The sequence below is a fragment of the Methylobacterium sp. J-077 genome (assembly GCF_022829365.1).
GTDB lineage: Bacteria > Pseudomonadota > Alphaproteobacteria > Rhizobiales > Beijerinckiaceae > Methylobacterium.
This window is the reverse complement of sequence record NZ_JAKSYJ010000236.1, coordinates 79,769-92,437: the sequence shown is the minus strand read 5'-3', so window position 1 is coordinate 92,437 and position 12,669 is coordinate 79,769. Positions and strand designations below refer to the sequence as shown.

The 12,669-nt window shown below is 69.6% G+C and carries 16 protein-coding genes; 7 read left to right on the top strand and 9 right to left on the bottom strand.

Annotated features, from left to right (window positions below; all coding sequences use genetic code 11):
* The first annotated feature begins 58 nt into the window (after positions 1 to 58).
* Positions 59 to 640 (top strand): SCO family protein, encoded by a 582-nt coding sequence (locus MKL11_RS30140; protein WP_243950516.1) that lies wholly within the window; start codon positions 59 to 61, stop codon positions 638 to 640.
* An 18-nt stretch (positions 641 to 658) separates the two neighbouring features.
* On the opposite strand, the gene MKL11_RS30135 is transcribed toward MKL11_RS30140, so the two are convergent.
* Positions 659 to 1,297 carry a PilZ domain-containing protein gene (locus MKL11_RS30135; protein ID WP_243950514.1) on the bottom strand — a complete coding sequence of 213 codons (639 nt, stop codon included), beginning with the start codon at positions 1,295 to 1,297 and terminating at the stop codon, positions 659 to 661.
* Positions 1,298 to 1,528: 231 nt separating this feature from the next.
* Complete coding sequence (locus MKL11_RS30130; RefSeq protein ID WP_243950512.1) at positions 1,529 to 2,128, bottom strand: PAS domain-containing protein; 600 nt, start codon at positions 2,126 to 2,128, stop codon at positions 1,529 to 1,531.
* 303 nt (positions 2,129 to 2,431) lie between these two features.
* Here MKL11_RS30130 and MKL11_RS30125 point away from each other — a divergent pair, with 303 nt between their 5' ends.
* Together MKL11_RS30125 and MKL11_RS30120 are read left to right on the top strand one after the other, a co-directional pair.
* Entirely contained in the window at positions 2,432 to 3,253 is an 822-nt protein-coding gene (locus tag MKL11_RS30125) for a rhomboid family intramembrane serine protease (RefSeq protein ID WP_243950510.1), read from the top strand.
* Positions 3,254 to 3,486: 233 nt separating this feature from the next.
* Entirely contained in the window at positions 3,487 to 3,918 is a 432-nt protein-coding gene (locus MKL11_RS30120; RefSeq protein WP_243950508.1) for a CBS domain-containing protein, read from the top strand.
* Between the two features lie 46 nt (positions 3,919 to 3,964).
* Here the strand turns inward: MKL11_RS30120 and MKL11_RS30115 are convergent, their stop codons facing one another.
* The 6 genes from MKL11_RS30115 to folE all read right to left on the bottom strand — a co-directional run bounded on the left by MKL11_RS30115 (position 3,965) and on the right by folE (position 9,390).
* Positions 3,965 to 5,536, bottom strand: coding sequence for an alkaline phosphatase D family protein (locus tag MKL11_RS30115; RefSeq protein WP_243950506.1), 1,572 nt, complete (start codon positions 5,534 to 5,536; stop codon positions 3,965 to 3,967).
* A gap of 10 nt (positions 5,537 to 5,546) precedes the next feature.
* Entirely contained in the window at positions 5,547 to 5,873 is a 327-nt protein-coding gene (locus MKL11_RS30110) for a hypothetical protein (protein WP_243950503.1), read from the bottom strand.
* The gene (locus tag MKL11_RS30105) at positions 5,870 to 6,967 is read right to left on the bottom strand and encodes an IS5 family transposase (protein ID WP_243950501.1); all 1,098 of its coding nucleotides are present in this window, start codon (positions 6,965 to 6,967) and stop codon (positions 5,870 to 5,872) included. The genes MKL11_RS30110 and MKL11_RS30105 overlap by 4 nt, the downstream gene beginning before the upstream one ends.
* A gap of 155 nt (positions 6,968 to 7,122) precedes the next feature.
* On the bottom strand, positions 7,123 to 8,109 hold the full coding sequence (locus tag MKL11_RS30100) for a patatin-like phospholipase family protein (RefSeq protein ID WP_243950499.1): 987 nt from the start codon (positions 8,107 to 8,109) through the stop codon (positions 7,123 to 7,125).
* Positions 8,106 to 8,528: a phosphoribosyl-AMP cyclohydrolase gene (gene hisI, locus MKL11_RS30095; RefSeq protein WP_243950497.1), complete on the bottom strand. Its 423-nt coding sequence runs from the start codon at positions 8,526 to 8,528 to the stop codon at positions 8,106 to 8,108. The genes MKL11_RS30100 and hisI overlap by 4 nt, the downstream gene beginning before the upstream one ends.
* 25 nt (positions 8,529 to 8,553) lie before the next feature.
* Positions 8,554 to 9,390 (bottom strand): GTP cyclohydrolase I FolE, encoded by an 837-nt coding sequence (gene folE / locus MKL11_RS30090; protein WP_409565935.1) that lies wholly within the window; start codon positions 9,388 to 9,390, stop codon positions 8,554 to 8,556.
* Between the two features lie 249 nt (positions 9,391 to 9,639).
* On the opposite strand from folE, the gene MKL11_RS30085 reads away from it, so the two are divergent.
* The 4 genes from MKL11_RS30085 to MKL11_RS33280 all read left to right on the top strand — a co-directional run bounded on the left by MKL11_RS30085 (position 9,640) and on the right by MKL11_RS33280 (position 11,105).
* Positions 9,640 to 10,101 carry an iron-sulfur cluster assembly scaffold protein gene (locus tag MKL11_RS30085; protein WP_243950495.1) on the top strand — a complete coding sequence of 154 codons (462 nt, stop codon included), beginning with the start codon at positions 9,640 to 9,642 and terminating at the stop codon, positions 10,099 to 10,101.
* A 6-nt stretch (positions 10,102 to 10,107) separates the two neighbouring features.
* Positions 10,108 to 10,506 carry a membrane protein insertion efficiency factor YidD gene (gene yidD / locus MKL11_RS30080; RefSeq protein WP_243950493.1) on the top strand — a complete coding sequence of 133 codons (399 nt, stop codon included), beginning with the start codon at positions 10,108 to 10,110 and terminating at the stop codon, positions 10,504 to 10,506.
* 132 nt (positions 10,507 to 10,638) lie between these two features.
* Positions 10,639 to 10,809: a DUF3606 domain-containing protein gene (locus MKL11_RS30075; RefSeq protein WP_007567347.1), complete on the top strand. Its 171-nt coding sequence runs from the start codon at positions 10,639 to 10,641 to the stop codon at positions 10,807 to 10,809.
* Complete coding sequence (locus tag MKL11_RS33280; RefSeq protein WP_279600809.1) at positions 10,809 to 11,105, top strand: DUF2934 domain-containing protein; 297 nt, start codon at positions 10,809 to 10,811, stop codon at positions 11,103 to 11,105. Before MKL11_RS30075 ends, MKL11_RS33280 begins: the two co-directional genes overlap by 1 nt.
* A gap of 171 nt (positions 11,106 to 11,276) precedes the next feature.
* Here the strand turns inward: MKL11_RS33280 and MKL11_RS30065 are convergent, their stop codons facing one another.
* Complete coding sequence (locus MKL11_RS30065) at positions 11,277 to 12,518, bottom strand: methyl-accepting chemotaxis protein (protein WP_243950491.1); 1,242 nt, start codon at positions 12,516 to 12,518, stop codon at positions 11,277 to 11,279.
* Positions 12,519 to 12,669: the final 151 nt, after the last annotated feature.

Genomic DNA, 12,669 nt, shown 5'->3' with positions numbered 1-12,669 from the left:
CCTTCGCGCGCCGATCCGTGCTGTGCCAGCCGCTGCACGGAGGTCGGAGTCCGAAAAGATGCGCCGCGCCCTGATCCCGCTTCTCGCCTTCTGCCTCGGCCTCGTCGGCCTCACCGGCGCGGCGGTGTTCGCGTTCATGCCGGACCGGGCGCCGGTGGGCGTGCCGGGCGTCGGTGGCCCGTTCACGCTGGTCGACCAGGACGGGCGCACAGTCACCGAGCGGGATTTCTCCGGCACGCCGCACCTCGTGTTCTTCGGCTTCACCCATTGCCCGGACGTGTGCCCGACGACGCTGCAGCAGGTCTCGGACGTCCTCGCCGCCCTGGGCCCGAAGGCCGAGCGGATGCGCGTCGCCTTCGTCACCGTCGATCCCGAGCGCGACGACCCGGCGAGCCTGAAGACCTACCTGTCGAGCTTCGATCCGCGCATCACCGGCCTCACCGGCAGCCCCGAGCAGATCGTCGCCACCGAGAAGGCGTATCGCGCCTATGCCCGCAAGGTACCCGGCAAGGACGGGGACTACACGATGGAGCACAACGCGATCGTCTACGTGATGGACGCGCAGAACCGCTTCCTCGGCGCCCTGGATCTCTCCCGCCCGGCCGAGGAGACCGCGGCCCAATTGGCGAAGAAGATCTGAGACGGTGCTCGACGAGGCCTACAGCGTCATCCCGGCATGGAAGCGGTCGGGGGAGAGCGGCAGCAGGAACTGCACGCCGAAGCCGCCCTCGAAGTAGCGGACCAGCCGGCCCGGCGTGCTGCCGACCGTGACGGGAGCCCCGAGGGACAGCTTGGCAGAGCAGGCGATCGCCACGCCCGACATCGAGATGTCGATGAGTCGGGCCTGGATCTCCCGCCCGCTCTCGACCCGCAGGGTCACCGCCGTATGGGTCGGCACGAGACGCTCGTGGGAGCGGCCCTCGGGCAGGCCCAAAATCTCCCGGTTGGCGAGCCAGGTCAGCTGAGACGCGATCTTGTCCCGCTTGCGTGGCGTTGCGTTCAGCTGGACCGCGAAGCCGCCGGTGCTGTGGCGGACGATGACGCCCTCGATCCGGCCGATATGCTCCAGGTAGAGCACCACGCGCTCGCCGACTTCGCCCACCACCGCGCAGGTCAGCCGGACGCCGCCCGGCGACATGTCCACGGTCTGGCAGGGATATTCCCGGCGGTCGGCCAGCATGTAGCGGCCGAGCACCGAGACCCGCACGCGCTGGTGGCGACGCTGGTCGGCCGCATCGCGCCCGCGGCTGACTTGGCGGCCCGCATCCGTTCCAGCGGTGGCGTCGACCGCGATCATATCCGAGATGGGCTCCCCGCCGCGACAATCGTTATCGCAGGCTAGACGCGGACTGTTACGAAAGTCTTTTCTTCGCTTCAGCAATATCCGCCGCGGAACGGATTTTTCTGTCCTGCGCGGTTGTGGGGGGGCGGTTTGGCCTGTACAGACTCCTATTTATGCCATTCTCATACGATATCGGGCTGAGAAATCGATGTTGAATATTTCGAATTCAGATTTTGGCTCCCGGTTTCAGGCGCGCCCGCCGGCATGGACGAGAAGATGTCCCCGACGCACCGGGCCGGGGAATCCGGTCGGCCCCCGGAGGGCCGGTCGTGCCGGCGGAGCGGCCTCCATCCTGCGGCCGGGCAGGATGCGCAGGGAGGTGGTCTCGGCCTGAACCAGCGGGCGCAGGCCGATCCAAGGCGGCGTGCTCTCGAGGCTCAGGGTCCCGAGCGCCCGCACCTGCATGCGTCCGCGATGGCGCAGCGGCAGGAGCAGCAACTCGAGGTCCACCGCCTCGCCGGCGGTGTTCAGGCCGCGCAGGCCCGCCACCACGCCCAGGGTGTCGCTGGCGACGATGTCGACGATGCGCCAGGGGTCGGGCGCCTCCGAACCCCACAGGCTGGCGAAGGTCGTCCCTTTCAGCTCGCGGCCGTAGAGGGCGCAGACCCGTGTGCCGGCGAGCCGGACCGTGGCCGAGCGCTCGGCCATATCGAGTTCCAGGATCAGGCTGTCGGCCAGCAGATGCCGGATCTCGCCCGGCTCGATCTCGGCCCGCTCGGGCGCGGCGCGCTCGCCGCGCAGGCGCTCCCAATAGGCATGGAGCATGCGGCTCGTGGGATGTTTCATCGGAGTCCCGGATCGATACGCCTGTTGTCCGTCCCCGGATCAACTTGGCACATCCGCGTGGGGCGGGCCGCAGATCCGGGACGATCTCGGACTCAGCGCGCATGCGCCGTGCCGCCCGGCCCGGGACGGGTTGAGATCGCGATCGGGACGCGTCCGGGTGCCGGAAGGGGGGCTGCCGGTGCTGGGATCCGCACGACGTTCGGCTGCCCTCGACAGCGCGCTGCCCGCCAAACACCGCGTGGAAAAGCTTCAATACGTCGCCGGGACTTGCCCGACCCCCTGTCGCCCCGACATGGTGCCGAGATGGATGCCTCCCCCGAATTCCCGCGCCAGAGCCGCGTGCCCGTGTTCAACATGCCGGGGGTGGTGACGCTCTCGATCGGCCTGCTGATGGCGATCCAAGCTCTGCGCGAGTTCGTGCTGCCGGACACCCTCGACATCCAGGTCGTCCTCGATCTGGCGCTGGTACCCGCCCGCTGGACATTGTGGTTCGATCCCGGGAAGGCCGCTGAGGTGATCCAGGCGGCAGCCGGAATCGGTGACCCGGACATGGAGGCCGCTCGCGAGGCCTTCGCCCGCTACATCGCCTCCGAGCACGCGCTGCAGCCCTGGACGCTGGCCACCTACGCGCTGCTGCACGGCTCCTGGATGCACGTGATCTTCAACAGTGTCTGGCTCGCCGCCTTCGGGTCGCCGGTGGCCCGGCGCTGCGGCGCCTGGCGCTACGGCCTGATCGCCCTGGCCGGGACGGTCGCCGGCGGCGTGCTGCACGTGCTGATCGATCCCTTGAGCGCGGGGCCGCTGGTCGGCGCCTCGGCGGGGATCTCGGCCCTGATGGCCGCTGCCGCCCGCTTCGTGTTCCAGCCGCCCACCTCCGGGTATTCCGGAGCGCCCTGGCAAGTGCTGCCGCACCGACCGATCGAGACGATCCCCGAACTTCTGCGCAACCGCACGGCGGTCGCCTTCCTGGCGATCTGGCTCGCCACCAACCTGCTGTTCGGCCTCGTCAGCGTGCCGCTCGTGGCCGAGAACGCCGCGATCGCGTGGGACGCGCATCTCGGCGGTTTCATCGCGGGCTTCCTGCTGTTCCCGCTGCTTGATCGGCGCGAGACAGCCCGATCCTAGAGCGCTCGCCGCCGAAGTGGATACCGGGTCGGCGTAAGCGAGCGCGTTACATCAAAGACTTAGAGCCGTTCCCCATCGCAACGCGATTGGGAACGGCTCTAACCACCTTGCCAACGCGGCGGTTCGGTCACACACTCGCCATAATGTGAACGAGCCGGGGCCTACCCGGACGACAGCGTAACGAAGGCGCCGCGGCTGACGGCGCACGCACCGCGTCACAGGGAGAGAGAGCCATGACCGTCGCACGCATTCTCGCCGAGAAGGGCAGCTCCGTCGTCACCGTGAGCCCCGACAAGACCCTCGAGGAGGTGATCCAGATCCTGGCCGAGAAGCGGATCGGCGCCCTCGTGGTCGCCCATTCCGACGGGTCGGTGGCCGGCATCATCTCCGAGCGCGACATCATGCGGGCGCTGGCCCGCCACGGGGGGGCGACCTTCGACGCGCCGGTCTCGGACCACATGACCACGCAGGTCACGACCTGCGGCCGGAGCACCACCATCGAGGAGGTGATGGGCCTGATGACGCAAGGCCGCTTCCGCCACATCCCGGTCTGCGAGGACGGCCGCCTCATCGGCCTGATCTCGATCGGCGACGTGGTGGCGCGCCGCATCGCTACCGTCGAGGCCGAGCACCAGGCCCTGCGCGACTACATCACCATGGCGTAGGTTCTTGCCCCGGCCGGACGCGGGTCCGGCCGGGGCGCGGCATCCCTCACGCCTTCGCGGGGTCGAGGGTGACGTGCCAGAGGTCGGTATCGGCCGCGTCCTTGAGGGTCACGGTCATCTGCTCGGTGGCGCCGTCCACTGCGACATGGCCGAAGAACTGGTAGCCGGAGGCCGGCGACAGGTTCACTTGGCCCTTGTCGGGGGCCTTCACGTAGCGCAGCTGCGGCCCGAACGTGTTGTCGAGCGCGTTGGGGCCGAAGGTGCCGGCGTGCAGCGGCCCGGAGACGAATTCCCAGAACGGGTCGAAATCCTGGAACTGCGCCTTGTTGGGGTCGTAGTAGTGGGCGGCCGTGTAGTGCACGTCGGCCGTCAGCCAGACCGTGTTGCGGATCTTGGCCTGCTTGATGAAGCGCAGCAGATCGGCGATCTCCAGCTCGCGCCCCAAGGGCGGCCCGTCGCCCTGGGCCACCGCCTCCGAACCGAAGTTGCGGTCGACATCGTAGGTCACCACCAGGCCGAGCGGCATGTCGGCGGCGATCACCTTCCAGGTCGCGCGCGATTCGGTAAGCGCCCGTTTCAGCCAGGCGATCTGCTGCGGCCCGAGGAAATAGGCGTCGGGGCCGTACGCCGTCTGCCTGTTCTCGCCGTTCGGCCCCCGGTAGGAGCGCATGTCGAGCATGAACACGTCGACCAGGGGGCCGTAGGCAATCTTGCGGTAGACCCGGCCGGGCTCGGCCGGCTCGAAGCGCATCGGCATGTATTCGTGGAAGGCGCGGGCCGCGCGCAACTGCAGGGCCAGCACGTTCGGGTCGGCGTATTTCTTCTTCAGGTGCTCGGCCCGGTTGAGCGGCTCGCCCGGCCACCAGTTGTTGGTGACCTCGTGGTCGTCCCACTGCGCCAGGATCGGCACCGAGGCGTTCATCGCCAGCACGTTCCGGTCGGTGAGGTTGTACTTGTGACGGCCGCGGAACTCGGCGAGCGATTCGGCGGGCTTCGAGACCTCCTCGGTGACGCGGTTGCGCCAGAGGCTGCCGTCGGGGAGCTTCACCTCGGCCTGGATCGGCCCGTCGGCGTAGATCGTGTCGCCGGAATGGATGAAGAAGTCCGGCCGGTTCTTGAGGATCGCGGCGTAGATCGTCATGCCGCCGCGGGCCTCGTCGATGCCCCAGCCCTGGCCGACCGTGTCCCCTGACCAGCAGAACGAGACCGAGCGCTTGTCCGCCGGCGCGGTGCGGAACCGCCCGACCTGCGCGGGTCCGACGATGGTCGGCGCGGCGACGTCCTGGAGCCGGACCCGGTAGAACACGTCCTGTCCCGGCGGCAGCCCGGTCAGCGCCACCTTCACGGTGCCGTCGCTCTCGGGCAGGGCATCGGCGAAGACGCCGCCGCGGATCTCGGAGAAGCTCTCGGTGGTCGCCCACTCGATGATCGCCCGGGCCGGCCGGTCGGAGCGCCCCCAGACCACCGCCGAATCGGTGCCGACATCGCCGGACTGGAGCCCGTGGCTGAGGAGCGGCCGGTCGGCGGCCCGGCTCAGGCCGGGACGGGCCAGGCCGGTGGCCATCCCGACGAGGCTGGCGCCTCCGGAGAGAAGGATCTGGCGGCGGCTCGCGTACATTGGAAGCTTTCTAGCAGGCTGTTGAAGAACTCGGCCAGCGGCGAGCGATGAAGGGGATCTTATCGCTGGCGTGGAAGCCGATCTCGCCCCGAAGCGAGCCATCGGCTTGGATCTCGGCCCATCCTAAGCCGCAGGCCTTGTCCATCTCGTCGTTCCCACACCAGTCGAACTCAACGGCAGCGTAATCACCACCACCGGCAAACATCCCGGTGACGCATCCGAAGGCGAACTCACCGCCGGTGGCCTCGAAGAGGATGTAGGCCGGCTCGACCATGTCGGCATAGTCGTCCGCGTAGCTGGGCAGCTCGACGATCCGCCACTTGCCCAGGACGCTCACGCCAGAGCTCCGAGCAGCTTGGGCAGGCGGACGAGGTTGTAGGCCGCCGCGGTGAAGGCGAAGGCCCATCCGACCCTATCGCGGCCTCTGAAGCGGGTTTTCCGCTGGCCACCCACCGTCTTGATCCAGCCAAAGCCCTCCTCGATGCGCTTGCGGATCTTCTGGCTCATGCCATAGCCGGCATGGCGGGTGGTTCGCCTATCGATGGACGAGCGGCGGCCGTTGGTGTTCTGGGCCACGTGCGCGCGCACATTCATCGACCTCAGCTCATTGACGAAGTCCTCCGCGTCATAGGCCTTGTCGGCGCCCAGTGAGATCGCCTTGGGTCGGTCCGCCCTCGGCTCGATCATCGCCAGCGCGGCGATGCGCTCGGCGTGGCCGTCCGCGGACGTGAGGCAGGTGTCCACGATCAGGGCCGAACGGTTCTCCATCAAAGCGTGGCCGATGAAGCAGAGCTTGGCCTCCATGCCTGGCCCCTTGCGATAGAGCCTAGCTTCGGGATCGGTGGTGCTCGCGTGCGTCTCGTTTGAACGCTTCTGACCCTTGAAGTCGACCTCGGTGTTGCGCCCTCCGGCCGGCGGTGGTGCTGGATCCCCGCTTTGATCCTTGGGCTTGAAGCTCTTCATCGAGGCCCAGGCTTCGATCAGCGTGCCGTCGACGCTGAAATGGTCGCTGGACAGGAGCCGCTTTACCCGAGGCTGGACCAGCACGGCTGCCAGGAACTTGGTGGCGATCTCGCCGGCCAGCAGCCGGTCCCGGTTCTTGCTGAAGCTCGAATGATCCCAAGCCGGATCGTCGACGCCCAGCCCCACGAACCAGCGAAACAGGAGGTCGAACTCCAGCCGCTCCATCAACTGCCGTTCCGAGCGGATCGAGTAGAACGCCTGCAGGAGCATCGCTCGCAGCAGCATCTCAGGCGGGATCGACGGACGACCCATCCGGGCCGCGTAGAGCGCAGAGAAGTCCTGGTTCAGCGCTGCAAGCGCCACATCCGTAAGCTGCCGGATCGTCCGCAGTGGGTGGTCGGGCCGGACCCGAGCCTCCAGATCCACATAGGAGAACAACGTCCCCGACCGCTGATCTGAACCCCGCATCCGCCTTCCCCCAAGCGCTCTGGGAAGGAGTGAATCACGTCCGGCTCGGCCACGCCACGGACTTCTTCAACAGCCTGCTAGGTCGATGAGGGCCCATCGCAACCGGTCGCGACAACCGCGTGACGGTGCCGGTGCGAGACCGATTGCCGGACACGTCAGGCCCGCGCGGCCGCACCCTTCACGACGGCGCGGATCCGGGGCAGGGCCGCCCGGGCCGCCCTGTAGCCGATGTCGATCCCTTCGGCGGCCTTGTGGAAGTCGAACAGGCCGAAGCCGGCGACATCCGGGCCGATCGCCACGTCCGGCGGGTCGCGCTCCAGCCGCGCCCGGGAGATCCGGTCCTGGGTGATGTTGAAGGCACCGAGCACCACCTGGGCGATGCCCGGGACGGCGATCTCGGGTTCCGTGGGCTCGAAGCCCGGCAGGCGCTCGCGCATCACCTGGAACAGGCTGCGGCGCGGGACGATCGGCGCGGGCGCCTCGTGCACCACCGCGCCGCCGGTATCGCCGTTGAGGTTCACGCAGATCACCAGATCGGCCCCCAGCGTCCGGGCCAGCGCCACCGGGACCGGGTTGACCAGCGTCCCGTCCATCAGCACGCGCCCCTCATGGGTCACGGGCGGGAACAGGCCGGGGATCGCGTAGGAGGCGCGCACCGCCTCGACCGCCGGCCCTTCGGTCAGGCTCACCTCCAGGCCGCTGCCGAATTCGGTGGCGACGCAGCCGAAGCGGATCGGCAGGTGCTCGATCCGCCGCGTGCCGAGATCGGCGAACAGTCGCTGGCGCAGGCGGTTGCCGGCGATCAGACCGGAACCCGGCAGCCGCGGGTCGATCAGCCCGACCACCCGGCGCTTGGTCAGCGCCCGGGCGAAGCTTTCCAGGCGGTCGAGCCGGCCCGCGGCGTAGCAGGCGCCGACCACGGCGCCGATCGAGCAGCCCGCCACCACGGTGGGATGGATGCCGGCCTCTTCGAGCGCCCGGATCACCCCGATATGCGCCCAGCCCCGGGCCGATCCACCCCCGAGCGCGAGGCCGATCCGCGGACCGGCGCTGGGCCGGGGCCGAACCGGCTCGACGGTGCCGGGCAAAAAATCGGGACCGGCCGGACACTCTTGCCACTGCGCGGCAAGGGATGCGCTCATGTCCGGGCGGTCTCCAGGGTGACGCCGCCATCCGCCCGGCGGACGACGCTGCGGTAGAAGCAATCCCGCCGCCCGGTATGACAGCAGCCGCCGTCGCCGCCGACCTCGACGCGGATCAGCAGGGCATCCTGGTCGCAATCGACCCGCATCTCGACGACTCGCTGGATCTGGCCACTGGTCGCACCCTTGTGCCAGAGTTCCTGTCGGGAGCGTGACCAGTACCAGGCCTCGCCTGTCGCGATGGTCCGCGCCAGCGATTCGGCGTTCATGTGGGCGAGCATCAGCACCCGCCCGTCATGGGCGTCGACCGCGATGCAGGCGACCAGCCCGTCCCGGTCGAAGCGCGGGGTGAAGGCCGTGCCTTCTTCGACCTCGGCGCGGGGCCCGGGGGGGGCGAAGGCGGATGCGGTCGAAGACATGGCGCCGACGAAACGTCCCAAACGATTACTTGGTGCCGCCGCGCACCAGGGTGAGGAAGCGGACCTGCTCGCTGGCGTCGTCCTTGAACACGCCGCGGAACTGGCTGGTGATGGTCGAGACGCCGGCCTTCTGCACGCCGCGCATCGCCATGCAGAGATGTTCGGCCTCCACCATCACGGCGACGCCGCGGGGCTTGAGGATGCTCTCGATCACGTCGGCGATCTGGGCGGTCATGGTCTCCTGCGTCTGCAGGCGGCGCGCGAAGGTATCGACCACGCGGGCGAGCTTCGAGAGACCGACGACGCCGCGGGTCGGGTAATAGGCGATGTGGGCCAGCCCCATGAACGGCACCATGTGGTGCTCGCAATGGGAGTAGAACGGGATGTCGCGCACCAGCACGATGTCGGAATAGCCCTCGACCTCCTCGAAGACGCGCGCCAGCAGGGCCTCGGCATCCATCTCGTAGCCGCCGAACAGCTGCCCGAACGCCTTGGTGACCCGGGCCGGGGTGTCGCGCAGGCCCTCGCGGTTCGGGTCGTCGCCGGCCCAGCGCAGCAGCGTGCGCACGGCGGCCTCGGCCTCGGCGCGGCTCGGGCGGCCGGTCTCGATGCCGTCGGGCACGCGGGTGGCGGAGGCGGGCTCCGGCGCGACCTCGACCGAAACAGGGCGGCCGTCATCGACCGGTCGGTTGTCGTTGCGCATGCCCGTCAGACTCTGTCCCAGATCTCGCCCATCGACGCCGCCCCGGTCCAAACCGTTTCCCTCGCCCCGGTAAGACAGTGATTTAAGCGCGGCATCCATGGCATCTCCGGCCCGCGCCACACGGGACTTCATCGTGGTGCTGTCAGGCTTGGCGTACATCGTCGGATCGCGTCGGGCTGAGAGGGAGATCCCGGGCTCGAAACAGGTTCGAGCCGGCGCCCCGGTTGGACTTGAGCCGTGGGAACTACCTTGGCCGTGGGCGCGACCCTGGTCGACGAGCCGCCTCCTCGCGAAGCGACCGCACGCGGCCTATATCATTGTTCGCGCGGCAACACGCAATGCACGCGTCGCGCGGCAGAATCCCGATGGGCAAAAGCCGATCGGATGACGCACCCGGCCGAGGCCCCGATGCTTGACGACATCTACAACCGCCGAATTCTCGAACTGGCCGCGGACATCCCGCGGCTGGGACGCCTGGAACGGCCCGATGCCAGCGCCACCGCGCATTCCCGCCTGTGCGGCTCCACCGTGACCGTCGACCTCGTGCTCGGCGCGGACGGCCGGGTGGCCGATTTCGCCCAGGAGGTCCGGGCCTGCGCCCTCGGGCAGGCCTCGTCGTCGCTGATGGGCCGGCACGTGGTCGGCGCCACCGACGCGGAGCTGCGCGGCGTCCGCGAGACCATGCGGGCGATGCTGAAAGAGAGCGGCCCGGCCCCCGAGGGGGCCTGGGCTGACCTCGCGGTCCTGGAGCCGGTGCGGGAGTTCAAGGCACGCCACGCCTCGACGCTGCTGACCTTCGACGCGGTGGTCGACGCCCTCGACCAGATCGCCGCCAAGCGCCAAGTCCCGGCGAAGATTGCGGCTGCGTAGGGTCCGATGATCCGGCGCGCGGCGCATTGGGCGATCCGCACCTATCAGCTCACCCTGTCGGGTCTGATCGGCCGCCAGTGCCGCCACTGGCCGAGCTGCTCCGAATACGCCGACCAAGCCATCGCCCGGCATGGGCTCTGGCCGGGAGCCTGGATGGGTTTTTCGCGGATCTGCCGCTGCGGCCCGTTCGGCACCCATGGCATCGATCTCGTGCCCGAACGGCTGCCGAACAGCGCCGCCTGGTACCGCCCCTGGGCCTATGCCCGCTGGCGCGGCGTCGAGGCCCCGCCGTCGCCCTTCGCCTGCGAGGTGGTGGGTGCCGCGAGCGACGCGCCCGCAACCGAGCCCCGCCGGTTTCCGGATGCGCGAGCCGATAGCCGAATCGAGAACGCCTCGCGTCCCTGACGACCGCCCATCCCATCTTCCACAGGCACCCCCGATCGGACGTGCCATGGCAACCGATCACGGGGATTCCGGTTGTCCCTCCAGACAGCCCGGCACGACCGCGGCTGAGCGGCAATCCAGAGCGTGCGAACCATGTCCACTGAGTTCAGAGGCAAGACGCATATCGACATCTACGACCGGGTCATGCGCGAAGAGTGGGCGCAGCGCTTCGGCGTCAGCGAGGAGCGGCTGCGCAAGGCCGTGACCATGGTGGGAAGCCGGATCACCAGCGTCGCCGCCTATCTCGACAGGCCAGCGTCCTAATGAAAGCCGAGGCGTCGGAATCCGGTCCCGACGTACGGTCCGCCCCGGAGCCTGGCGCTCCGGGGCGCGGGCCGCACCCACCCCCGTCCCGGTCCGAGGACAGGACAGCGCCGGACGCGATCCCGTTCGAGGAGATCCGGGAGCGCGCCTACGAATTGTGGGAGCGCAATCACCGGCCCGAAGGGTTCGAGATCGAGTTCTGGCTGCTGGCCGAGCGCGAGCTGCGCAAGGAACGCAACCGCAAGACGGCCGATGACGCGCAGACGTCTCCGGGGAGCGATCCCGGGACGCACTGAGATCCGCGACGGCTGGCTCAGCCGTTGCGAAACCCTGCGACCCGCGATCCTGTCAGCCGTCGAGGCGCGGCTCGCCCGGGACCCGGCCGTCGAAGAGGCGACCGCCTGGAGGAGGACGCCCCGATCACCCGCATGCGCCCGGTTGGGCTGGTCGCCGGCTGAGCCTGCAGCTCAGGCTCCGGCCGCCGCCTTGGCCTCGACCAGGGCCGCCTCGAAGCTGGTGAAGGCCGTGGTCGCCTCGTCCCAGGCCTGGGCCCGCACGTGTCGCGCCAGGGAGGCCGCGAGGTCCCGGGCCCGTGTCAGGGCCGATTCCACGGCGGCCGGACGGCTCGGATCGGCCGGGATGCCGACCGGCGGCGTGTCCGCCGGGCGCATCCCCACCAGGGTCGCCGCCATGGCGCGGCGCCAGGCGGCGCAATCGGCCGGGATGCGGGCGAGCCGCATCGCCGCGTCGGCTCCGGCCTGCCGGTCGAGCAGGGTGCGGCCAAGATCCTCGATCCGGTCGAGCTGCTCCAGCGCGTCGCCGATCTCTCGGCGGCTCTTGTCGGTGCCCTCCGCGATCCGGCCGACGCTCCGGGCGATCTCGCCGGTGGCCTGGATCTGCTGGCTCATGATCTCGGAGGCTTCGCGCATCTGCGTCGCCACGGTGGCGACGGCGCCGCTCTCTGTCTCGACCCGGACGTTGGCCCGCACCATGGCGGCGGCGCCGGTCTCGACGGCGCTGCGGCTGCGCGTCACCGCGGCCTGCATCGCCGCCATTTCTTCGCGCAGTCCGCCGAGCCGGGCGCGGATCTCGTCGGTTGCCTTCGCGGTCTGTGCGGAGAGCATCTTCACTTCCGCCGCGACGACGGCGAAGCCGCGGCCGGCCTCGCCGGCGCGGGCCGCCTCGATGGTGGCGTTGAGCGCGAGCAGGTTGGTCTGCGCCGAGATCGCCGCGATGGTCCCGGCCATCTCCTCGATCCTCAGGGCGGCGGCGGAGAAACTGTCGAGCCGGCTGCCGATCTCCTCGGTGCCCTGCTCGATCCCGCGCATGCCGTCGCTGGCGCGCTGGAGATCGTCGACGCAGGTGGCGATGCCGGTGCGGGCGGTCTCGGCAGTCTCGGCCGCCGAGGAGGAACGGGCCGCGATCTCGCTGGTGCTGGCGGCGAGTTCCTCGCTGGCGGCGGCGATCAGCCGGGCCTGCTCGGCGGTGCCGGAGGCGTCGTGCGTCATCCAGCCGATGGATGTCCCGGCGTCCGACGCCGCAGCTGACAGGCGCGCCAGGAGAGCCAGCAATTCGCGGTCGGGCGCGGCGGCAGCCGCAAGGACCGCGTCCCCGGTCGACCTCGCGACGGGCGCCGACGTCTGGGCGTCAGCCGTCACCGCGGTCTCGGCCAGGTCCGGGGCCGGGCGCTTGCGGCGCAAACTCAACATGCGAAGGCTCCTGCGAAGGTCGATTCGCGGTCCACATTCGCACGGAACCTTCAACCGAAGATGAAGGATAATCATCCCTTATTGGAATTGGACCTAGCCACCCGGCCCCCTGCCGGCGCCCCCGGACCATCCCGTCCGGGGGCGCCGTCGT